Genomic DNA, 20,417 nt, shown 5'->3' with positions numbered 1-20,417 from the left:
GAACATGATGGAACCACTCTCGGTATATGGCTACCGCCTCGGCAACGATCATGAGGTGGAATATCTGCCGTTTAAAAAACGCCTGATCAACTACGCGTCGCCGGGTAAGGCTGACTATTTGCGCACCACCATGGCGAACCTGCTCACCTTTCTGCTGACGCACGCCGTGGGCCGCGTGGTAGCAGACAGAACGCTGCAAACGCAGGTGTGGGAAAACAACGGGTTAAGCTGCTCAAGCCAGCGGCTGTGGCAGGTGATGAATAACCTGAAACGTAAGCTGGCAGCGTTTGATCTTCCTGAAGATTTTATTCTGCGCGTGGAGGGCAAAGGCTATCTGATCCCCGAAGAGCGGGTGCTACAACTTTACTGCCGCCAGACCTTTTTTACCGCCAGCGAACACGCCTCGCGCGCGGGCATGATGCGTTAAAGGCTAAAGAAGCCCCCTTTTTTTATCCGCCTTATCCGACCATTTATGCTAACGTTGTGCCGCCGCAGGCGATGCGGCGCTCCCCCTCCCCCTGCTGCAAAATTGAATGAGGCTTTATGAGAATTGGTATCGCGTTTCCCGTGCTGGTATTTATTGTCGCCGTCGCGTTTCTGGCCTGGTTTATCGCGGGCGGCTACGCCACACCGGGCGTGTAATATTCAGACGCCATCGCGCCGTTTCATGCAATACACCGCATCACGTACCGCTCAACCACTTTAATTTGTGATCCTGCTCTTCTTTTGACGGGTGTAGAATGCCCGGCACGCAAGTTCACCGGAGCGGTTAATGAATATCATCGAAATTATCATGTCGGCGGGTCGGGTATCCGTGGATGTCGCCCTCTATACCCTGCTGCCGATCATGGTGGTGATGCTTATCATTATGAAATACCTTGAGGAGAAGGGCGTGCTGGACGCGATTGTCCGTCTCACCTCCCCGGCTCTCAAACCCTTTGGTATCAGCGGGATGGGCATTTTTGCTCTTATTCAGCTTAACTTTGTCAGCTTCGCCGCCCCGCTCGCCGCGCTGGCGATTATGGAGCGACGCGGAACCTCCGATCGTCACCTCGCCGCTACGCTTGCTATGGTTTTTGCTATGGGTCAGGCGAATGTCTTCTACCCTCTCACTCCTTTTGGCCTGCACTGGGGGGCCGCGATTGGCATTTCGCTGATTGGCGGGCTGGCGGCCTCGTCGTTTACCTATTATCTTGCCGGGCGCAAGCTCTCCAGCGCCACGCTGCGCGATGAAGAGGGGGAGTTGCCGCAGGAGAAACCGCGCGCCGGGCTGATTGCGGTGATTAACGGCGCGGGCGCGGATGCGATTCGCTTATCGCTGGGCTCGTTGCCGATGTTGCTGCTATCGCTGACGGTGGTCGGGATATTAAAAGCGGCAGGCGTGGTGGAGGCGTTAACCGCCCTGCTAACGCCGCTGATGTCTCTCTTTCATCTCTCGTCGGTCTACGTTTTGCTGACGCTGACCAAATGCCTGGCCGGCGGCACCGCCTATTTTGGCGTTGCGTCCGAAATGGCGCAGCACGGGCAGCTGACGGCGGCACAGATTAACGCCTCGGCAGGCTTTCTGGTACAAACCCTGGATCTGCCGGGGATCGGTATTTTCCTTGGTATCGCCAGCCGCTTTGTACGCCTCTTCCGTTTCGCACTCGCAGGCGCGATTGTCGGCATCCTGCTGCGTACGCTGCTGCACGCGCTGCTGTTTTAGGAAGCCAGCGCCTCGTCGCAGTTTGTCAACGCACACGCTCTCTGCGAGGCAGAGTTTAATCAGAGCCGGAAAGAGTAACGTCAGGGGTTCAAAATGGCGCTCTGTGGAGATAAATATCGCGTAGTGAGTCGTCGGACGGGAGAAAAAGAGCTCATACATCTCCACAATAGCCATCCCCCGGCGATGACATCAATCGCCAGTTCGCTGCTACGACAGGAGTCGCATTTTTATGCGGCATCTATCAATGCATTATTGTATTAAAAAACATGAAAAAGCTTACTGGTAATCCCGGCTTGCACCCGGCAGTTTTACTCGTACCATGTTTATAAAAAAAGTCTGCATTCATGCAGAGAACATCTTGAATCTTTCAGAAAAACAATAGGGATTGTATGTTGCGTACATTATAAATACCCACATTGCCTTTTATCATTCTTACTACCCATTCCGTCACGTTTGATTACCGCCATGAAATGAATGACAGCGGAGGAGATAATCACAAAGACCGCTTGTTGATGTCCCGCCGCTTCGCTAACGGCTTTGGCCCGTCGCTGGAAGGGAAATGGAAGGGATCGCAGGATAAAAACAAGGCCTACCATGAGACCCTCAGTAACGGCACCGAAGTAGTGGCCAGCTATGTCTACAAGACCAATCCCCCCTTTCAGCTTGAACCTGAACAGCAGCTCGTCAGCTAACAGCTATCCTCTACCCAGAGAGTGCGTTAATGCAGCTGGTACTGGCGAAATCCCCCGGCAATAGCGGAGATGATCTCAAAACATGGACGCTGGATGGTCTGAAAGCATCTGCCCATTCCGCCTACGATGAGAAAGCCAATACTTTCCGACCAGTGCAGGCAACCGGTGATAAACGCTATCTCACGCTGGCGGATAGGGTCGCTGACAATATTTTAGCCAGCAAAAGGCTGAATAACTTTTTTATCGACGATCGCCGCTATGTTTACGCCAATATCGACAACATTGCCCCATATGCGCTGCTGGCGCTCGAAGCTGCTCATCGCGGTAAGCCTGATACCGTTGCCGCCTTTATTAATGGTGCCGGTTTTACTGAAGGGGCTTATCTGATGGCGGATGGTAGCGTGCGCTACTCCACACGCGATGATGAGTTGTTCACACTGCAGGCAGGCGAACAACTGAAGCCGAACGGCAAAAAGTAGACAGATTGACTCCTTTTGCCCTGGCGGGCCGGCTGGCTACAAATGAAGCAGGTTGTGCTATTTTTGGGAGGGGCAAGAAGGGAGGACAGGGTATGAAGTTCAATGATGAGCACACGGGACTCATTGGATTAGCCATTGGTGCAGCGGTGATTGGCCTGATTGCGGCGCGTGAACCTCTCAATCGGGACAATATTGTGCGTGAAATTGGGCGACAGGGGCGGGCCCGGGGAGAAGGCGTTGAGGAAGAGGTGTTCCTCAAAGCCGCGGAACTGGTCAGTAAAGGCGTGTAGCCACGCCCATTAATCATACCAGGCGAGTTTGTCACAGAGGCAAACTCGCCTGTTTATTTCTATTTCACCGTACCTTTAACACCGTGCGGCTCAGCGCGCTGATACTGCGGCGCAATATTCACGGCACCGCCCAGTTTTGCCGCTGCGTGCCACGGCCAGCGCGGGTCATAAAGCATGCCGCGCGCCAGCGCTACCAGATCCGCCTCGCCTTGCTGCAGAACCGCTTCCGCCTGCTCTGCTTCGGTGATCAGCCCGACGGCAATAACCGGCATCGTTGTCCGTTCGCGCAGCGCCTTAGCAAACGGCACCTGATAACCCGCTTTGACGCTGATCTGCTGCATCGGCGAAAGGCCGCCGCTGGAGACGTGGACATAGTCACCGCCGGCTGCTTCGATCTGCCCGGTGAGCGCCGCGGATTGCTCAATATCCCAGCCGCCCTCCACCCAATCGGTGGCCGACAGGCGTAGCCCGACCACAACGGAAGCCGGTACCGCCTCGCGCACCGCGCGGAACACCTCTACGGTATAGCGCAGACGGTTTTCGAGGCTACCGCCATACTCATCGTCGCGCTCATTAGAGAGCGGAGAGAGGAATTGATGCAGTAAATAGCCGTGCGCAGCATGGATCTCGATCACCTCAACCCCAAGCTTCACCGCGCGCAGCGCGCTATCGACGAAACGCTGCTTCACGCGCGCCAGATCCGCTTTGCTCATCGTGTGCGGTGGACGTTCTGTTTCGTCATACGCCTGAGCAGAAGCGGAGAGCGTTTCCCACCCACCTTCGTCCAGCGAGAGCTGCTTGCCGCCAAGCCATGGCGCACTGGTGGAAGCTTTACGCCCGGCATGACCCAGCTGAATACCGATTTTGATCGGCGAATAGCGGCGAATATCGTCCAGCACCACGCGCAGCGCCTCTTCGGTGGCATCATCCCACAACCCAAGATCCTCTGGTGAGATGCGCCCTTCCGGCTCCACGGCGGTCGCTTCAATTATCAGCAGCCCTGCGCCGGAGAGCGCGAGGTTACCGAGATGAATACGATGCCAGGCGGTCGCTTTGCCTTCATCGGCCGAATACTGACACATCGGTGCGATCACAATACGGTTATCCAGCGTCACACGCCCAAGCGTCACTTCTGAAAATAGTTTACTCATGTCTCATCCTTTTCCGGCTTCGTTCACTGCGCAACTGAAAGCACCCGCGCGCAGTAAAGAGAAGAAACTGTCAGCCAATTACCATAGCTTGTCTTTGGCGGGATGTGCCGTTAGCAGCGGGCAGAACGATATTCAGGCAATCAATGGTCTGGTTAACGTTATGAAAGCTAAGTTGAAAATAATTTTTCAATTTTAAGATAAAAATCGACGAATATCGCGACGCGCGCGTGAGGATATCCTGCGGCAAAGAGGGTTATTATTGCGGTAAGCCGTTTTGTCGACCGTCGGCACAACATGGCAGATAAAGGCAAATTTTTGCCGCCTTAGCCGTGCCATACAGAAATCTTTATTGCAATAGTGATGGAAAGGCGGCGAACAAATATCCTCATCGTGGCACCGTTATCGAATAGCGCTGACTATTGCGCACTCCCCTCGGGTGTTTCTCAGCGAAGAATGATCTGAAAGTGCGATTTTGTCTCCAACTGAGAATATTCTCAGTTATGACAGATATAAGTGAAACTTTCTGTCGCTTATTGTGACGTTGTTGAACAAAGCACATGCGCAATGTTTAAGTAAAGCTACAGTAACGCTGAAATCGCTCGCCTTCTAACCCATATGCTATTTTCTTAATAGCGCTTGAGCTTCAACCAGGGTTTACGTTAAAAATAACCCTTAAATGACCCGGCCTTTATCACGGCGCGAACTTACTAAATTTCTTAGCACAACATAGATATCCAACATCAAGGGTTGCAATTTCCTCACCCTATTTGATAAAACACATAATCCCAAGTTGATTTTTATCTCTTTATCACTAAAAATTAATTCCGATCGATTTTCATTTACCCGCACACGGAGTGACATCATGTCAGAAGCACTTAAATCGTTAAATAACATTCGCACCCTGCGAGTTCAGGCGCGTGAAGTTACGCTCGAAACGCTGGAAGAAATGCTTGAAAAATTGTCCGTGGTTGTAGAAGAACGCCGCGAAGAGGAATCTTCTTTACGTAAAGAGCAGGAAGAGAAAGAAGCTAAACTGGCGGCATTCCGCCAGAAGTTGCTGGATGAAGGTATCGATCCGACCGAACTTTTATCCTCGCTGAAAGGTCAGGCGACTAAAACCAAATCTGTTCGTGCGCCGCGTCCTGCTAAATATAAGTATATTGACGAAGACGGCACTGAAAAAAGCTGGACCGGCCAGGGCCGTACGCCGAAAGTCATCGCCAGGGCGCTGGAAGAAGGCAAAAAACTGGAAGACTTCTCCATCTAAAAAGCAGGGCGATAATATTATCGCCCTCTTTTTTATCTGCCTTGTAACATGTTCATTTCCCTTGCAAATAGTGCATTACACCTGTTTTCATCAGGGGTATGAAAAATAAAATCTGCATCAATACGCCCTTCTCCCTGTTGCCAACAGGTTATATTGCTAATGCTGAGCTTCGCTCACCGCTACGCGAGCGCGGTTTTTCGCTGACATCCAGTGTGCGCCATGCCTCACTATTCGTAATGATGACAGGCGTTACCGTGTCATAACCTTCAGCGGCAATCGCCAGCAGATTAAATGTCATTAACAGTTGTCCCTGTTTTACCGCCTCTCCCGTTTTTACCTCGACGCAAAAATAGTTTCCGGCCAGCTGCACGGTATTAATCCCGACGTGAATCAGGATCTCTGCACCTGCGTTAGAGCAGATCCCAATTGCATGTCCACTGGCATATGTGCTGGCGATATAACCATCAACCGGAGAATAAACGCGCCCTTCATCGGGAATAATCGCAAAACCTGGCCCAACGCTGCCGGTAGAAAAGACCCCATCATTGACCTGGGCAAGTGAGATGACCTCACCTGACACCGGGGCGATAATTTGCTCAGTAATATCTGAAACCGGTTTCGGTACAGGTGGAAAACGCCTTACTGCTATATTTCCCCGACCCGAGGATTGAGCCTGGCTCACCCGTTGAGCCCCCTCTTCAAAACCGGTAAGCAGGATTAATCCCAGAGTGCCCACAAATGCGAGGCTGCACGCAAGAATAAAAGTGATAAACCCTTCGCCATAAAAAACCGGAAATGTCAGCAGCCCGGGCATCGCCATAGCGATAGCGAAACTTTTGCCATAACCCACCATTGCGCCGCCAAATGCGGCGACAAGCAGAACGCATAAAAACATTTTCTTACGTTTTAACGTTACGCCATAAATAGCCGGTTCGCTGAGACCGAAAAGCGATGGAATAATTGCGTTGCCGGTTATCGCTTTCAATTTACTGTTACGGGTACGCAGATTGACAGCCAGCAACATTGCAGAGCAGGCGAATATTGACGGGCCGCATGCCGCCAGCAAAAAACTCTGTCTCATAACCGAAATATCATTAATAAAAAGCACAATAAATGCCTGGTGAAGGCCGAGCATCAGCAGCAAAGGCCAGGCAGCCGCCATTAGCGCGCAGGTAAAGATGGGGCTGAAGCTATAAAGCGCACTAAATAGCGCGCTAATCCCCTGGCTTACACTCACCCCCACAGGAAACAGAATCAGCAAGATGAGAGGCACGACAAGAAGAAGCACTATACAGGGCGTCACTATTGCGCGTTTTGCCTCGTTAAAATAGCGATCGAGAGCCTGCTCACTGCGCGACATTAACCAGACGCCGACAATAACCGGAATTACCGCGCCGCTATGACTTATTATTTTGAACGGTAGCGCCGGAAAAGCCTCCTGTTGCCCGCCTGCCGGCAGCCCCATCTCCAGCGGCGAGAGAGAGGCGCCCGCCATCGCGACGGCAATAAAAAGATTGGCCTTAAATTTACGCGCGCAGAGAATAGCGAGAAAAATGGGCAGAAAATTAAAAGGACTTTCGGCGATGGCAAACAGGATGGCGGCGCTTTGCCTGCCAGGGTTCAGCCAACCGGCGTCGACACACATCATGAGTAGACCTTTCAGGATGCCTGCGGCCATCATGACACTCATTAGCGGCATCGTTATATCCGCAAGATCGTCGAGCCACGTCATCAACTGTGGCCAGCCCACTCTTTCAGGCTGCCCGCTCTGTTCTGCATCGCTGATTAAACCGCAACGCACGCTGAGAGCATGGAAGACTTTCTCCACGCGATTGCCAATAACCACCTGTAACCGATCGTCCTCGCTCACCACGGTGAGTACGCCATCCAGCGCCCCGAGCTCCGCCAGTTTCGCTTTGTGCTTATCGATCAGGGCGATGCGCAAGCGCGTCGCGCAATGGATGACCGATACGACGTTACTTTCGCCCCCCACCAGCCGCAGAATATTCTCTGCGAGAACCATGTAATTCATTCTTCTTCTTCCATGTAATCCAACAACCTGAAACCTCGTTTGTCGCCGCCGTCCGTTGGCGAGTGAGCGAAAGGGTCATCGTATGATGACGATGACCAGCGTAATAGGAGCGACTTAAATCGGTTCGCTCAGCGTGCCACCGTTGCTGTGGATCACATCGCGATACCAGTAAAAGCTTTTCTTGCGCTGACGCGCCAGGCTGCCGTTACCGCCATCGTCTCGATCGACATAGATAAAGCCGTAGCGTTTTGCCATCTGCCCCGTTCCGGCGCTGACCAGATCTATCGGCCCCCAGCTGGTGTAACCGAGCAGGTCAACGCCATCTTCAATCGCCTCGCGAACCTCTACCAGATGGGCGTGAAGATAGTGAATGCGGTAGTCGTCCTGAATCGAACCATCCAGTTCAGGCACATCTTTCGCCCCGAGGCCGTTCTCCACGATAAAGAGCGGCTTACGGTAGCGATCATAGAGTTCGTTGAGCAGAAAACGCAGCCCCTTAGGGTCGATCTGCCACCCCCACTCCGACGCCGAGAGAAAGGGGTTGGGGATCATATTGAGGAGCGTGCTGTGGCCGCGTTGATAGAGATCGGGCCGGGCGGCGGCGCAACCGCTCATGTAATAGCTGAACGAGATAAAATCGACAGTCTCTTTAAGATCTTCTCTGTCCTGCGACGTCACACAGAGCGTAATGCCATTTTCACGAAAATAACGCGCAATCCACTTCGGATACTCTCCTCGCACCTGCACATCGCCGAAGAAGAGCCACTCGCGGTTCTCCTGCTGCGCTTGCAGCAGATCCTCCGGTTTGCAGCTGATCGGATAGCGTACCGCCCCCAACAGCATGCAGCCGATTCGGGCGTCCTCAATAATGTCATGACACGCTTTGACGGCTCGCGCACTGGCGACCAGTTGATGATGCAGCGCCTGATAAATCTCCTGCTTGCTACGCTCGCCCATCAACCCGACGCCGGTAAAGGGCGCATGCAGCGCCATATTGATCTCGTTAAAGGTGAGCCAATATTTCACTTTGTGACGATACCGGGTGAACACCGTGCGCGCGTAACGTTCGAAAAAATCGATAACCTGCCGGCTGCTCCAGCCGTCATACTTTTTCACCAGACTAAAAGGCATTTCGTAATGTGAAAGGGTGATGAGCGGCTGAATACCGTGCTGCGCCATCTCATCAAAAAGGCGATCGTAGAACGCCAGCCCCGCTTCGTTCGGCTCGGTTTCATCACCGTTCGGGTAAATTCGCGCCCAGGCAATAGAGGTGCGCAGGATGGTAAATCCCATTTCAGCGAAGAGTTTTATGTCTTGCGGATAACGGTGGTAAAAATCGATGGCGATATCTTTGAGGTTACCGTTTGTGCCCGGGCGCACGGCAATTTCGCCATCGATTCCCCTGGGTTGCAGATCGGCGGTCGAGACGCCTTTTCCCCCCTGATTCCATGCGCCTTCGATCTGGTTAGCGGCGACCGCTCCGCCCCATAAAAACCCGTCGGGAAATACCATTTTCATCGTTTATCTCTCCTTGTTGTCATAGCGCCTCGTCGCGGAACGCCGAACGACAGGCAAAAAAAAACCTGATTCCCTTCGTGCCTGGCAGGCAGTAAGGGAATCAGGTTTCGCTCGGTTTATTGATGACGACCCGGGTGGACTCTTATAACGAATCCCATTATTTGGCTCAAGCGCTCAAAACGTGAAATGTGATGATAATCAAGGATGAGGAGGAGAGGGAAATTGCAATAAATTGATGAAGTCGCCCATTCGGGCTGCTTCATCAATGCGGGGGTAAAGCGTTAATCTGCTTCTAACGCATCCTGGATGGCATCGGCAAGCGTAGCGACCTCTTGCGAGACATTACGTAAATCCATCTGGCTGCGAATGCCGGCATTTGCAGTCGTTGCAGAGACAGCCGCTTTCGAAATCTCCAGTGCTGCCTGTACGGCTAATAACCGTTTTCTGTTCTCCAGCGCGTCATTGCCGGTCGCGCCGTCCAGATCAAAATATCCTTCTAACACTGTTTGCTCCTCAGATTACATTTCCAGTGGTCGGATATAACACCATCAGGTGCGGCAGGATGCAATCACATCCCTGTAAGATGGGCACAAAAACGCCGCAAATCGTGTAATAAGATAAAAAAAAGCCGCTCGGGCAGAGCGGCGCAGAAACATTATCAGGGTTAATAGGGGTTAATGATGATAGCTAGTCAAATCATAGCGTTATATTAAAAACCTTGCGCAATATTGGGATTAATCCTGGCGGCGTCTGCGCGGTTAAATTATCAGTGAAGATAATGATATCGAGCTATGCGCAGCAGGATCGTGTATGGTTGCCGGCCATTCATTAGGAAAAAATCTATGTCACAACGCAAAGATGCCAAAAGCCGCCGTAACTACCTCGTAAAATGTTCCTGCCCTCACTGCTCACAATATTCCGAACACAGCTTCTCCCGCGTCCAGAAAGGGTCAATGTTAATGTGCCCGCACTGCAGCAAAATTTTCAACCAAGATAAAAACGCCCTCGCTCAGGCAACGAACTGAGTGTTCTTTCACCTCAGGTGAAAGCAATAAGGCCCGCGCGGGCGGGCCTTAACGGCTTATCAAGAAAAAGCGTACGATTATGGCTGGTGCTCAATCACCTTCTGGTTATTCTCAATAGCGATTTTGCGTGGTTTTTCGCTCTCCGGGATCTCCTGATAAATCGAGACCGCTAAAATACCGCTCTCTAATTTCGCACTGCTTACTTTAGCATGCTCGGGCAGCGAGAAGCTGAGGCGGAAATCCGCGCGCCGTATGCCTTTATAGATCCAGCCCTGCTCCTCCTCGGAAGCCTCTTCACTGCGCTTGCCGGAAATATGCAGGTTGCCGCCTACCGTCTCGATTTCCAGCTCCTCCTCTTTCCAGCCAGGCACGCTGACATGCAACAGGTAGTTGTTAGCATCCACTTTTTTCAGATCGTAGGCAGGCGATGCCGCCACGGGCGTGTTGCCGGTGAGCTGGCTAAAAAGCGAATCAATCCGGTTAAAACGGTCGGCAAAAAGCGAATCTGAAAAGCCAGGGAGTGCTGACAAGGTTCTGAGTGCCATAAGTTAACCTCCTGAATAATCAATTCAAAAGTTCAAGTTACAGGCAAGCCTTGCTTGTCCGCTAATAAAAATAATGTCGCAGACACGTTTTTCAAGAGTGGGTAAAAAATTTTTTTGCGGCTACGCGCTGTGCAGAAAAACCAGGGAGAAACTGTACGCGCAAGCGGAGGGAAGATGGTACGCCCTACAGGGTTCGAACCTGTGACCTACGGCTTAGAAGGCCGTTGCTCTATCCAGCTGAGCTAAGGGCGCATTGCGCGGATGCCACCACTTTTACGGTGGAAACGCCTGGAATTATACGGTGAGCACCAGGTGAGTCAATGAATTTTAGGCTGGTTGACCGCGAAGTGAACGCGCCTGCGCGTTTTCCCGGCAATCCGCCAGTTTATGCGTCATTCCGCCTACGTCTTCGCCTTAACCCTGCCTCACTTCTTGGGAAATATCCCAGATGGCTTTAAGTATCTGTACCTGTTTCTGCATGAATCAGATTGTAAAAATGTTGCTCTTAACAGGGCATAAAACAGGACATGCAGCGTGTGTTTGCTGCTGGCAAAGCCTGAATGGACAGGGCGTTTTAGCCGAAAAATAAAATACGTTGGCGAGGGAAAAATGCGAAAACGTATCCGTAGAGAAAAGCATCGCAGCGATAAACCGACACATCGGGTTCTACCTTACCGGGGCGCAACGCCTCCCCTTTTTGATACGCTGGAACAGCTCGTCCAGCAGCTCAATTTCGCACTGCCGGAATATATGATTAGCCAGACGCTAATCTCCACCGATCACTATTTGAGTTATGCCTGGCGCAGTTGCCTCTTCTCCGGCAAACGAAATGCGGTCTTTCCATCGCTTGAGTTGGCAAATCATCAGCTGTGCGAACCCTATCTGTCACACTTAATTGTTGATATGGAAACCCTGACAACCTCCCGGCTGGAGGCGCTGGAAACCCTGCGGCAGCCCAATTTAAGTAATCGCGGTCTGCATATCTACCTCTTAACCTCAAAAGACGATCCGGCGCAAATCAGCTTTCTGCGCGCTGCGGGCCCGTTTCATGTTATTGCCCGCAATCTCTCCGTTGTTCCGTTCCGCCAGGCGCTGTTGGTGCCCCCTGAAAGAAGTATTCACGCTCCGCTCTTTCCGGCAACAGAGTGGAAAATTCTCTCTTCTCTGGCGCGAGGATTAACCATGAAACGCATCGCACGACAGCTCAACCTCCCTTATCATCGCGTTGTTTACCGACTCAACACCCAACTTAAGCTGCTTGGCCTCCCCGATAGACAGAGTCTTATCCATCTCCTGCATCGTCTGACCCTCAACAGACATCACCAGATGCTATGAATGAACTCACTTTTCACGTTGCTTTATGGGTCAAAAGAGCGAGAAAAGCGCACGCACGCAGATTTTTTTCACAAGACGATAACAATTGATACTTATCCTGGAACCAGAGAGGGCGTCTGCCTCTCTCTGGTATCCGCTGACCACAATGCTTTGCTCACGCTGACTGCGGATAAGATGTCATTTATCTTCTTAACAGACTTAAAACAAATAGCCTGTTATTTTGTTTTGCTCGCCGTAAAAATGATAACTCTCTAAAACAAGAAAAATTGATAACAGATAGATTCAAATATCTTTTATACGCTTTTACTCCTCAGGATTTCCTGCCGGTAAATAAATCACGCTAACTCATAAGACCTCTCCATACATACTTACCAGGTATAATTGATCTAGCGCATTAACGCGCACGCAATCTCTCTTGCGTTAATAAGGAATAGATTATTTCCCCCCTTCGCAGTCTGCGAGAAGAAATAGTCTGACAGACTCAAGGAAGCCACCGGTTTTCCCATGAAAATTATCTTCGTCACAGAAAACGTCAACGGCAACTACTCTTCTTAACGTCTGTGGCACACCTGCGTAGACGAGTCATAAAAAAACAATCAGAGGCTAGAAAAGATGAAACCGGCTTCCGTCATTATTATGGATGAGCATCCTATCGTCAGGATGTCGATAGAAGTTCTGTTGCAGAAAAGCCAGAATGTAAAAGTCGTTCTGAAAACAGATGACAGTCGCAGCGCGCTTGATTTTATTCGCGCCAATAAGGTGGATCTGGTTATTCTGGACATTGAGTTACCGAAGACCGATGGCTTTACTTTATTAAGGAAAATCAAAGCGATACGTGAAGATGTTAACGTACTCTTTCTCTCTTCAAAATCGGAGTCGTTTTATGCCGCTCGCGCAATCCGCGCAGGCGCAAATGGTTTTGTCAGCAAAAGAAAAGATCTCAATGATATTTATAATGCGGTAAAGATGATTCTTGCCGGCTACTCTTTCTTCCCTTCCGAAACGCTCAATTACATTAACCATCCCGGTAAACGTAAAGGGGAAATGCGGGATATGCCGCTCTCTAATCGCGAAGTCACAGTATTACGCTATCTGGCGAATGGTTTTTCAAACAAAGAGATTGCGGAACAATTGATACTGAGTAACAAAACCATCAGCGCCCATAAATCCAACATCTTCTCTAAGCTGGGTGTTCATACCATCGTTGAGTTGATTGATTATGCCAAGGCGCATGAGTTGTTATAAAAAAAGGCCGCAACGTGTGCGGCCTTTTTTAAACAATCGTTTTAAAAGAGAGCTTAATAATAATTAATGGTAAAAGTAGCATCTGCTTTAGCAATGCCTGCCGTAGGGTTATTCACCAGAGCAATGTAATTGGCGAAGAACTGCAAAAGTGAATTGCCATTACCATCCACCAGCATCACCTGGCTGGGTGTTTCAAGTTCTAAGGGCGACAGATCGTGGTCACGCAGTTGGATAGCCACCTGATGCGCCATTTTATTGTCGCTAAGCGCCAGCCAGCCAGAATTACTGGCCGCTTTTCCCGAAAAAGTTATCGACACGCTTCCCGGTGGACACCCCTTCAATCGCAACGAAAAGGCAACCGGCGTGGTGATATTTCCTGCCATCTGCAACTGCCGTACCGGCCAGCGCCCTAATGAGACCGTTTTGTGTCTATCGCTGCTCTCCACCGCACATCCGGCGTGAATAACCGTGCCACGCAGTTCAATATTGGTTTGCGCGTCGGCAGCACTCGCTGCGCAGCCGAGCAGCAAGATGAAGCATAAAAAGCGGGGCATTGCGGCTCCTTAATGATATTCCATGCGTAAAAAACCGCGGGCGCTAAAAGGCCCATCCGCCGGTTTATTGCCGGTAACGCTTACGGGCCAGGCACGAATGCCGAAGCTTGCGGCGGCGCTGTTATCGAGCTGAAGCGGGATCAGGCTGAAAATATTATTGGGCGTTAAGGGCTCGCCCGCCTCATTGGCGACCACAAAGCCCAGATCCGGATTATCGGAGAGCAGAATATGGCTGGCCGACTTCTCCGCTTCGAGCCGCACCGAGAGATAGGCCCGGGCGTGAACATTCGTACAGTTGACCGCAACCGTTCGACTTTGCGGCGTCACGCCGCGCGGGCGATTTCCCGCTCCGGCCTCGCTAAACAGGGCGGCGCGAATATCACCAAAATCGAACTCTATCACCTGTCCGGCGTTCACCTCACAGCGCTGCGGTACTTCTATCACGCCGCCAAGACTGATGGTGTAGACCGGCGTGATCAGCGGATCGTTTACGCCGGTGGTAACATACACGCTAAAGAGGGTCTGCTGCGGGAGAGTCACCCGGTTCATAAAGCGCTGGGTCAACCGCAGCTTGAGTATCAGTTGCGAATCCATTACCCCAAACGGCTGCTGTTTATCCACATTCTCATTGTGCCCCATGCGCAGAGAGTTGATGGGGGGATAAAACTCACCGGCGAAATTATCCGTAATGCGCATGGCCACCTGCAAATAGGGGTTAACTTGCAGATAGTGGTAACCCTGGGCGGTAAACTCCACCGGATAGCGCGTCACATAACTGCGGTAAGTATGGGTCTGGCGAGTACCCGCAGGACAGATGGCCTGCACGCCGATCCACGCTGATTTCTCCGATCGCGTCATCACTTTATTGAGCTGGTTACTGCTGCCATCGAAGCTGTTCGACAAATCATACGTCACATCGGTGGGGCTGCCTTTGGCGTTAAAACAATTGGCGGCAAAGACCTGCGTTGCCGCAAGCCATAACAGACCGGCAAAAATCGATCGCATCGCGTTATCCTTTACTGACACAGTTTGCACTGGCGAGGGTGATGGGCTGCTGCAGGCTGGCTTCCGGTAAGGCGTACGAAGCGATGCAGCGTTCATGAGCGCGCGCTCCCCACTGCACCAGCAGCTCTCCACGCAGCGGTAACCCGCTTAAAAAGAGCTGTCCCTCCTCGCCCACCATGCTGCTGACACCGCTGCCGCGCTCGCTGACCAGCGATCCAAAAGGCACCGCGCGATCGCCGCGCATGACGGTAAGCAGCGCACGCACGCCGATGCGGGTCGTGAAACTGGCGCGCACCAGTGCGCCTTCGGTGGGGACGACACTGCCAACGTTACTCACAATATCGGTGTGATCGTTGAGCGTAGCCGTATCGAGCGCCACACGATTGTGGCGATAGACGGTGGCATACGGGACGACGGCGTAACCGCGCCAGTCGGTCGTAATGGCCGGCTGATGCTCAATACGTACCCCCTGCGCCCCCGGCGCTTTAATCAGCACATTGGTGTCGCCAAGCGGCTGGGCAAACGTGACGCCATCGGCATGGGCTACCGCCCCGCCGGCAAACTGCCAGTTATAGTCTTGCTGCTGTTTATCGTAGTTGTAACCCAGATTAAGCCTGCCCCACGCTGCCTGCGAGTACGCATTAGCACTGCCGTTATAACCGCGGGTATGACTGCTCCCCTGGCTGAGGTTGTAACCAAAGTTGCCCCCTTCCAGCAGTGTCCCGCCAATACCGCTCTGCCAGCTGGAGTGCCCGCTGCTGCTGCGGTTGAAGTTGGCGCTGGTGTAAGCGTTTTGTGCTACACCGCCGCGCGATCCAAAGCCCAGTGCGCTAAAGGGGATGGAGATATTGAGCGCAGCGATACGTTCCGCCTGCTTGTCGCCGGAAGCGTAGCTCAGCGACCACGACAGGGCATAGCTCATCCCTCGCCAGACATCTGCATAGCCAAGCTGCAACCAGCGTCGGCTATGCGCTTCATCCCAATATGTCTGCTGAGAGCCAAAGAGATAGAGTGACCCGTAATCGGTGAAGTTATGCGTAATATTGGCCTGCACGCGCCGTTTCTTGTTCGCGCTCTCCTCTCCCGGTCTCCCCTTTTCGTCGCCACCATTTTTGCTGACCGGGTGTGCCACTTCATCCAGGGTATGAAACCCGCGCGTGGAGTAGCGCAGCGCCATAAGCTGAAAGTGCGTGCCGAGTTGATTAAGAGATTTGGCATACATTAAGCGTACAGACTCGCCCTGCTGTTTGCGCTCCGTGGCAAGGCGGCTGTGTGTATGGGTAACATCAAATGAGATCGCCCCCAGATCGCCAAGGTTCACCCCAGCGCCGCTGACGAAAGCCGCGTAATCCCTGGCAAGCTGCGTCCCCCCGTAAAGGGTATAGCCCTCTGCCAGACCGGCCATGACCGTGCTCTGGGTAAATAAGGGCGAAGCATAGTGGCGATTACCGCTGCGATAGCGCCCGGCCACCAGATCATATTTGATGCGTCCTTCACGCTGCAGCAGCGGCAACGTCGAATAGGGCACGCTGTAACGCTGCTCACGGCCATCTTTTTCCTCCAGCACGACCTCAAGATCGCCGCTGGAGGAGGTGGGATTCAGATCGGTGATGGTGAAAGGGCCAGCGGCAACCGTGCGTTGATAGATGACATAGCCATTCTGGCGAATAGTGAGCCTCGCGCTCGCGCGTGCAATACCGCGTACGGTTGGCGCATAGCCCTGCTGGCTATCGGGATACATGGCGTCCGCCGAAAAGAGGCGCAGCCCGCGAAAGCCGATGCTATCAAACAGCGCATTCTGCGTGTTGCTGTCACCCATCACCAGCTCGCTTTTCAGCGGTACAACCGTCCGCTGCAGCCAGCTGGCGATATTTTCCCAGCGCCGAGTGTCTGCGCTGCGCCAGGCTCCGCTGTTTCGCAGCCGCCAGGGGCCATAATTCAGCCCGCTCTGCAGGGCAAAAAAAGCGCTATCGCTCTGCGTGCCATGGTTACCGCTAAAGCTGTAATTAAACAGCGCGGCGGGAATGCCCTCATCCCATGATTCCGGCGGGATGTAGTCGCGGGCGTGAAGATGCATTGCCGCCTGCGGCAGGCTGATATCGAGCCGCAGGGTTGCAAAGGTAAAGGTGGTTTGTGCCCCAGGGATGGCCTGGCTTATATCAATACAGTCAGGCGCTTGCTGTGACTTGATCGCAGAAAACGCAGCCATATTGACGCCGAGACGCGCTAATAGCGCTTCAGAGAAACAGGGCGTTAAGCCGCCTGATCCCGCATCAGCAGCGCTCCTCGCCCCCCGCTCAAAGCGGATATCCTGTGTGGCAATAAACTCATCGTTGCGCCAGATATCGACGCGGTAGCTGCCCGGGCGCTGAAACCCTTTTTCCAGCAGCGATAAATCCGCGACAGAACCGGGCTCGCCCGCCAGGAAAGCCGGATTGAAATAACGTTCAGCATTGAGATCCAGCGGGCATAGCGCGGCCAGCATTGAGAGCGCGAACCGACGCGGAGGAAATTTTATGCTCATAAATGTTTACCACTCGCCCGTCTAACGCAGGCTAACTGTTCTGGCTGCCGTGACGGCACCGTAGTCATTCACCGTCTGAAAAGTGAGATCGCCCCGGGCATCGAATGGCAGCGGCACCTGCGTACTGCTTTTTGGCGTAACCATGATGTTGTTTAATTTCCGCTGGTTGATCTGCACGTTTACCAGTGACAGATAAAAAGGCGATGGGTTGGCGATCTTCAGGCGGCTCCCCTCACGCGCAAAGCTCAGCGCCGCAGGAGCCTCATGCGCCAGGTCGGCAAGGGTTGCGGGGCGCACGAAGAGTTTGATGCGAGACAAGATCGCCAGATGGAGAACGTTTTTGCCCGCCACGCTCTCTTTTTCCACCGAGGGGATCGCTTTTACATTGAGCCAAAAGAGCGATTCCCGATCGGTGGGCAGCGGCGGACCGACATAAATAATACGCAGCGTATTTTCACTGTTCGGTTCGCTGACAAATAATGGTGGGGTGACAGCAAAGGTTTTAATTTTCTGCCCCTGCTCATCCTCAACCCATGAGTTAATTAAAAAGCGGGATTTATCATCGCTATTACTTACCGCAAGGGAAGTCTGTTTCGCCTCGGCAGGGTAAATAACTCGCGTGGCACCTAAAGATATTCCCCCGTCGGCATTTACGGCACAGGAGATAACAAAAATAGCCGCAACACCCATTTGTAGTAAATTCTGCATGGTCAACTTTCTTATAATAAGAATATTCAAAAAAACTATACGGATATCTACAAGAACTCATCCCTGAGAGTGTAGCCTCCTGTCTTCCATTTCTTATTCGTACTTCATAACAAACATTGTGTCGGCGTTGGCCGAACCTGGCGTTACCTCTGCCGCTGTCGCTCTATAGCGAGCGGCAAAACGCAAGGTATTGTTTCCATTCGCCAGCGCTCGCGCAGCGGAAAAGGTTGCGCCGTCAGGCTTTAGCGTTTCGGCATTACTATCGAGGATCTCAATGGCCACCCCTTTCGCGCTGGTGCCGCGGTCGCCCGCAGTAAGCGCTAACAACGTTGGATCAGCATCATCCGCTTTTCCTGCAAATGCGACAGATGCCTGCGTTGCCACGCTGCGATCGCAATCATTCACCGTCAGGGTGAACGGCACCGGAGGCGTCGTATCACCGACATTACTGAACAACGTCGTGTGATATTGGCCCATGGCCACGGTCTGGCTGCCCGACTGCACGCTAATCGCGCAGGCAACCTGTACCAGTTCACCTTCAAAATGAAGGTTACCGCCCGGAATAACCACCGGTCCGCTGGCCTGCGCTAAACCAGAAAACAGCATCAGATTCGCCGCAAGCGGAATAACTATAGGTTTGACTTTCATGTTATTTCCTTATAATTCGCCCAGCGATTTCATCATCCTTTTTAATATCGCTAATGACTGAAGGCATTTAATGCCCGAAAGAGATTCTCTTCCGTGAAAATATTGATGAAACACTCCTCATTTCGTGTGCCTCCCAGATCAAGCAAAACGAATTAAAGTTATTTAATTATCATTATTACTTGCTGCCCTTTTAAATTAGGCCTGACGCAAAATTAAAACCAGATATAAATGCTGCATTTCCCCTAAGGGGTTGCCTAAGAAGGCCTAAGAAATGACCCTGCCATATTTTATTGGTGTTACCTGAAATGACGACCAACCCCGCATAGCTGCAAGCTTAACCTCATGTTTCCTGGGGGTGATGAGTTGTTTCATTTTTGTTAATTAAAGCCAGGTAGTCGACCTCTTCCCGCACGGTAAGTGAAATCCGCAAACGGTAACTGACAGCGCGGCGTGCTTCTGACAGAATAGCGCGCATCCCCTTTAGTCAATTTAACAGATGGAATCTTCTCTCTGATGGCAGCAAAAATTATTGATGGTAAAACGATTGCGCAGCAGGTGCGCTCTGAGGTTGCTGAAAAAGTTCGTGCCCGCGTTGCGGCCGGTTTTCGCGCTCCGGGTCTGGCCGTCGTTCTGGTTGGCAGCAACCCGGCCTCGCAAATTTATGTCGGCAGTAAACGCAAAGCGTGCGAAGAGGTGGGTTTCATCTCCCGCTCTTACGATCTGCCGGAAACCACCAGCGAAGCCGAGCTGCTGGGGCTGATTGACGAACTCAACGCCGATAGCGCAATCGATGGCATCCTGGTGCAGCTGCCGCTGCCCGCGGGCATCGATAATGTCAAAGTGCTGGAGCGTATCGCGCCCGATAAAGACGTGGACGGCTTTCACCCTTACAATGTCGGGCGTCTGTGTCAGCGAGCGCCGCGTCTGCGTCCCTGCACGCCGCGCGGGATCGTCACCCTGCTTGAGCGTTACAACATCGACACCTTCGGACTCAACGCTGTGGTGATTGGCGCGTCGAACATTGTTGGTCGCCCGATGAGTATGGAGCTGCTGCTGGCCGGTTGTACTACCACCGTAACGCACCGCTTTACGAAAAATCTGCGCCATCATGTTGAGAACGCCGATCTGCTGATCGTTGCGGTAGGCAAACCGGGCTTTATCCCCGGCGAGTGGATTAAAGAGGGCGCGATTGTCGTGGATGTCGGCATCAACCGGCTGGAAAACGGCAAAGTGGTTGGTGATGTGGTGTTTGAAGAGGCCGCCGCGCGCGCCGCTTACATAACGCCCGTTCCCGGCGGCGTGGGTCCGATGACCGTGGCAACCCTGATCCAGAACACGCTGCAGGCGTGTGAAGAATATCACGATGTAAAAGGCAATTAAGATGGCAACATTTTCTCTTGGTAAACACCCGCACGTTGAATTGTGCGATCTGCTGAAACTGGAAGGCTGGAGCGAGAGCGGCGCGCAGGCGAAGAGTGTTATCGCCGAGGGTTACGTGAAGGTTGATGGCGTAGTTGAAACGCGTAAGCGTTGCAAAGTTGTCGCCGGGCAAACTGTCACCTTCGACGGTCAGAGCGTGACCGTCACTGCCTGACCCCCTGTGCCCGATGGCGCTTTGCTTATCGGGCCTACACCATCCCCCGCTTCCCCTCTGCGGCGAGCCTGCCCGATGGCGCTTTGCTTATCGGGCCTAC

Annotated in this window: 21 protein-coding genes, 1 tRNA gene and 1 pseudogene; 12 read left to right on the top strand and 11 right to left on the bottom strand. The window is 52.5% G+C overall.

Annotated elements, in window-relative coordinates; translation table 11 throughout:
- The first annotated feature begins 4 nt into the window (after positions 1 to 4).
- The 6 genes and pseudogenes from PU683_RS04340 (at position 5) to PU683_RS04315 (ending at position 3,166) form a co-directional block, all read left to right on the top strand.
- Positions 5 to 427 (top strand): winged helix-turn-helix domain-containing protein, encoded by a 423-nt coding sequence (locus tag PU683_RS04340; protein WP_277170299.1) that lies wholly within the window; start codon positions 5 to 7, stop codon positions 425 to 427.
- Between the two features lie 116 nt (positions 428 to 543).
- Positions 544 to 642 (top strand): YoaK family small membrane protein, encoded by a 99-nt coding sequence (locus tag PU683_RS04335; RefSeq protein WP_277170298.1) that lies wholly within the window; start codon positions 544 to 546, stop codon positions 640 to 642.
- 130 nt (positions 643 to 772) lie between these two features.
- Complete coding sequence (locus PU683_RS04330) at positions 773 to 1,705, top strand: nucleoside recognition domain-containing protein (RefSeq protein ID WP_277170297.1); 933 nt, start codon at positions 773 to 775, stop codon at positions 1,703 to 1,705.
- 407 nt (positions 1,706 to 2,112) lie between these two features.
- Positions 2,113 to 2,404 (top strand): annotated as a pseudogene (locus PU683_RS04325) (oligogalacturonate-specific porin KdgM family protein); the annotation flags it as partial.
- 22 nt (positions 2,405 to 2,426) lie between these two features.
- Positions 2,427 to 2,876, top strand: coding sequence for a hypothetical protein (locus tag PU683_RS04320; protein WP_277170295.1), 450 nt, complete (start codon positions 2,427 to 2,429; stop codon positions 2,874 to 2,876).
- Between the two features lie 92 nt (positions 2,877 to 2,968).
- Positions 2,969 to 3,166 (top strand): hypothetical protein, encoded by a 198-nt coding sequence (locus PU683_RS04315; protein WP_277170293.1) that lies wholly within the window; start codon positions 2,969 to 2,971, stop codon positions 3,164 to 3,166.
- Positions 3,167 to 3,225: 59 nt separating this feature from the next.
- Here the strand turns inward: PU683_RS04315 and PU683_RS04310 are convergent, their stop codons facing one another.
- Positions 3,226 to 4,317 carry an NADH:flavin oxidoreductase/NADH oxidase gene (locus tag PU683_RS04310; RefSeq protein ID WP_277170292.1) on the bottom strand — a complete coding sequence of 364 codons (1,092 nt, stop codon included), beginning with the start codon at positions 4,315 to 4,317 and terminating at the stop codon, positions 3,226 to 3,228.
- Between the two features lie 862 nt (positions 4,318 to 5,179).
- Between PU683_RS04310 and PU683_RS04305 the strand changes: the two genes are divergently transcribed.
- Positions 5,180 to 5,584, top strand: a complete 405-nt coding sequence (locus PU683_RS04305) for an H-NS family histone-like protein (protein WP_277170290.1) — start codon at positions 5,180 to 5,182, stop codon at positions 5,582 to 5,584.
- Between the two features lie 148 nt (positions 5,585 to 5,732).
- Here PU683_RS04305 and PU683_RS04300 read toward each other — a convergent pair whose 3' ends face one another.
- The 3 genes from PU683_RS04300 to PU683_RS04290 all read right to left on the bottom strand — a co-directional run bounded on the left by PU683_RS04300 (position 5,733) and on the right by PU683_RS04290 (position 9,637).
- Positions 5,733 to 7,607 carry a glucose PTS transporter subunit IIA gene (locus PU683_RS04300; RefSeq protein WP_277170490.1) on the bottom strand — a complete coding sequence of 625 codons (1,875 nt, stop codon included), beginning with the start codon at positions 7,605 to 7,607 and terminating at the stop codon, positions 5,733 to 5,735.
- A 123-nt stretch (positions 7,608 to 7,730) separates the two neighbouring features.
- Entirely contained in the window at positions 7,731 to 9,134 is a 1,404-nt protein-coding gene (locus PU683_RS04295; RefSeq protein ID WP_277170289.1) for a glycoside hydrolase family 1 protein, read from the bottom strand.
- Between the two features lie 281 nt (positions 9,135 to 9,415).
- Entirely contained in the window at positions 9,416 to 9,637 is a 222-nt protein-coding gene (locus PU683_RS04290) for a hypothetical protein (protein WP_187801684.1), read from the bottom strand.
- Between the two features lie 288 nt (positions 9,638 to 9,925).
- Between PU683_RS04290 and PU683_RS04285 the strand changes: the two genes are divergently transcribed.
- Positions 9,926 to 10,159, top strand: a complete 234-nt coding sequence (locus tag PU683_RS04285; RefSeq protein WP_346771055.1) for a YnfU family zinc-binding protein — start codon at positions 9,926 to 9,928, stop codon at positions 10,157 to 10,159.
- Positions 10,160 to 10,236: 77 nt separating this feature from the next.
- Here PU683_RS04285 and PU683_RS04280 read toward each other — a convergent pair whose 3' ends face one another.
- Both PU683_RS04280 and PU683_RS04275 read right to left on the bottom strand, forming a co-directional pair.
- Positions 10,237 to 10,704 carry an Hsp20 family protein gene (locus tag PU683_RS04280; RefSeq protein ID WP_277170286.1) on the bottom strand — a complete coding sequence of 156 codons (468 nt, stop codon included), beginning with the start codon at positions 10,702 to 10,704 and terminating at the stop codon, positions 10,237 to 10,239.
- Positions 10,705 to 10,879: 175 nt separating this feature from the next.
- Positions 10,880 to 10,956: transfer RNA gene (locus tag PU683_RS04275), tRNA-Arg, on the bottom strand.
- Between the two features lie 357 nt (positions 10,957 to 11,313).
- Here PU683_RS04275 and fimY point away from each other — a divergent pair.
- Together fimY and fimZ are read left to right on the top strand one after the other, a co-directional pair.
- Complete coding sequence (fimY, locus tag PU683_RS04270; protein WP_277170285.1) at positions 11,314 to 12,039, top strand: fimbria biosynthesis regulator FimY; 726 nt, start codon at positions 11,314 to 11,316, stop codon at positions 12,037 to 12,039.
- Positions 12,040 to 12,651: 612 nt separating this feature from the next.
- On the top strand, positions 12,652 to 13,284 hold the full coding sequence (fimZ, locus tag PU683_RS04265) for a fimbria biosynthesis transcriptional regulator FimZ (RefSeq protein WP_277170283.1): 633 nt from the start codon (positions 12,652 to 12,654) through the stop codon (positions 13,282 to 13,284).
- A gap of 53 nt (positions 13,285 to 13,337) precedes the next feature.
- Here fimZ and sfmF read toward each other — a convergent pair whose 3' ends face one another.
- The 5 genes from sfmF to fimA form a co-directional block, all read right to left on the bottom strand.
- Positions 13,338 to 13,838, bottom strand: a complete 501-nt coding sequence (gene sfmF / locus PU683_RS04260; RefSeq protein ID WP_277170282.1) for a fimbria assembly protein — start codon at positions 13,836 to 13,838, stop codon at positions 13,338 to 13,340.
- A gap of 9 nt (positions 13,839 to 13,847) precedes the next feature.
- Positions 13,848 to 14,843, bottom strand: a complete 996-nt coding sequence (gene fimH / locus PU683_RS04255; RefSeq protein WP_277170281.1) for a type 1 fimbria D-mannose specific adhesin FimH — start codon at positions 14,841 to 14,843, stop codon at positions 13,848 to 13,850.
- A gap of 4 nt (positions 14,844 to 14,847) precedes the next feature.
- Positions 14,848 to 17,367 (bottom strand): outer membrane usher protein FimD, encoded by a 2,520-nt coding sequence (gene fimD / locus PU683_RS04250; protein WP_277170280.1) that lies wholly within the window; start codon positions 17,365 to 17,367, stop codon positions 14,848 to 14,850.
- A gap of 21 nt (positions 17,368 to 17,388) precedes the next feature.
- The gene (gene fimC, locus PU683_RS04245) at positions 17,389 to 18,075 is read right to left on the bottom strand and encodes a type 1 fimbria chaperone FimC (protein WP_277170279.1); all 687 of its coding nucleotides are present in this window, start codon (positions 18,073 to 18,075) and stop codon (positions 17,389 to 17,391) included.
- Positions 18,076 to 18,168: 93 nt separating this feature from the next.
- Positions 18,169 to 18,723, bottom strand: coding sequence for a type 1 fimbrial major subunit FimA (fimA, locus tag PU683_RS04240; protein WP_277170277.1), 555 nt, complete (start codon positions 18,721 to 18,723; stop codon positions 18,169 to 18,171).
- Positions 18,724 to 19,236: 513 nt separating this feature from the next.
- Here fimA and folD point away from each other — a divergent pair.
- Complete coding sequence (gene folD / locus PU683_RS04235; protein WP_277170276.1) at positions 19,237 to 20,103, top strand: bifunctional methylenetetrahydrofolate dehydrogenase/methenyltetrahydrofolate cyclohydrolase FolD; 867 nt, start codon at positions 19,237 to 19,239, stop codon at positions 20,101 to 20,103.
- Between the two features lies 1 nt (position 20,104).
- Positions 20,105 to 20,317 carry a ribosome-associated protein YbcJ gene (gene ybcJ, locus PU683_RS04230; RefSeq protein ID WP_277170274.1) on the top strand — a complete coding sequence of 71 codons (213 nt, stop codon included), beginning with the start codon at positions 20,105 to 20,107 and terminating at the stop codon, positions 20,315 to 20,317.
- The last annotated feature ends 100 nt before the right edge of the window (positions 20,318 to 20,417 follow it).

This window comes from Candidatus Kosakonia sp. 282A-S69 (assembly GCF_029433855.1).
In the GTDB taxonomy this organism is placed as follows: Bacteria; Pseudomonadota; Gammaproteobacteria; order Enterobacterales; family Enterobacteriaceae; genus Kosakonia; species Kosakonia cowanii_A.
This window is presented reverse-complemented; position numbering and strand designations above follow the sequence as displayed.

What these genes read in the sequence shown, in the direction of transcription:
- fimD (WP_277170280.1), bottom strand. Translation starts at nt 17,367, where the DNA reads ATGAGCATAAAATTTCCTCCGCGTCGGTTCGCGCTCTCAATGCTGGCC.
- PU683_RS04330 (WP_277170297.1), top strand. Translation starts at nt 773, where the DNA reads ATGAATATCATCGAAATTATCATGTCGGCGGGTCGGGTATCCGTGGAT.
- PU683_RS04310 (WP_277170292.1), bottom strand. Translation starts at nt 4,317, where the DNA reads ATGAGTAAACTATTTTCAGAAGTGACGCTTGGGCGTGTGACGCTGGAT.
- PU683_RS04340 (WP_277170299.1), top strand. Translation starts at nt 5, where the DNA reads ATGATGGAACCACTCTCGGTATATGGCTACCGCCTCGGCAACGATCAT.
- PU683_RS04320 (WP_277170295.1), top strand. Translation starts at nt 2,427, where the DNA reads ATGCAGCTGGTACTGGCGAAATCCCCCGGCAATAGCGGAGATGATCTC.
- fimC (WP_277170279.1), bottom strand. Translation starts at nt 18,075, where the DNA reads ATGCAGAATTTACTACAAATGGGTGTTGCGGCTATTTTTGTTATCTCC.
- fimY (WP_277170285.1), top strand. Translation starts at nt 11,314, where the DNA reads ATGCGAAAACGTATCCGTAGAGAAAAGCATCGCAGCGATAAACCGACA.
- PU683_RS04295 (WP_277170289.1), bottom strand. Translation starts at nt 9,134, where the DNA reads ATGAAAATGGTATTTCCCGACGGGTTTTTATGGGGCGGAGCGGTCGCC.
- sfmF (WP_277170282.1), bottom strand. Translation starts at nt 13,838, where the DNA reads ATGCCCCGCTTTTTATGCTTCATCTTGCTGCTCGGCTGCGCAGCGAGT.
- PU683_RS04315 (WP_277170293.1), top strand. Translation starts at nt 2,969, where the DNA reads ATGAAGTTCAATGATGAGCACACGGGACTCATTGGATTAGCCATTGGT.
- PU683_RS04280 (WP_277170286.1), bottom strand. Translation starts at nt 10,704, where the DNA reads ATGGCACTCAGAACCTTGTCAGCACTCCCTGGCTTTTCAGATTCGCTT.
- fimZ (WP_277170283.1), top strand. Translation starts at nt 12,652, where the DNA reads ATGAAACCGGCTTCCGTCATTATTATGGATGAGCATCCTATCGTCAGG.
- fimH (WP_277170281.1), bottom strand. Translation starts at nt 14,843, where the DNA reads ATGCGATCGATTTTTGCCGGTCTGTTATGGCTTGCGGCAACGCAGGTC.
- fimA (WP_277170277.1), bottom strand. Translation starts at nt 18,723, where the DNA reads ATGAAAGTCAAACCTATAGTTATTCCGCTTGCGGCGAATCTGATGCTG.
- folD (WP_277170276.1), top strand. Translation starts at nt 19,237, where the DNA reads ATGGCAGCAAAAATTATTGATGGTAAAACGATTGCGCAGCAGGTGCGC.
- PU683_RS04305 (WP_277170290.1), top strand. Translation starts at nt 5,180, where the DNA reads ATGTCAGAAGCACTTAAATCGTTAAATAACATTCGCACCCTGCGAGTT.
- ybcJ (WP_277170274.1), top strand. Translation starts at nt 20,105, where the DNA reads ATGGCAACATTTTCTCTTGGTAAACACCCGCACGTTGAATTGTGCGAT.
- PU683_RS04335 (WP_277170298.1), top strand. Translation starts at nt 544, where the DNA reads ATGAGAATTGGTATCGCGTTTCCCGTGCTGGTATTTATTGTCGCCGTC.
- PU683_RS04285 (WP_346771055.1), top strand. Translation starts at nt 9,926, where the DNA reads ATGCGCAGCAGGATCGTGTATGGTTGCCGGCCATTCATTAGGAAAAAA.
- PU683_RS04300 (WP_277170490.1), bottom strand. Translation starts at nt 7,607, where the DNA reads ATGGTTCTCGCAGAGAATATTCTGCGGCTGGTGGGGGGCGAAAGTAAC.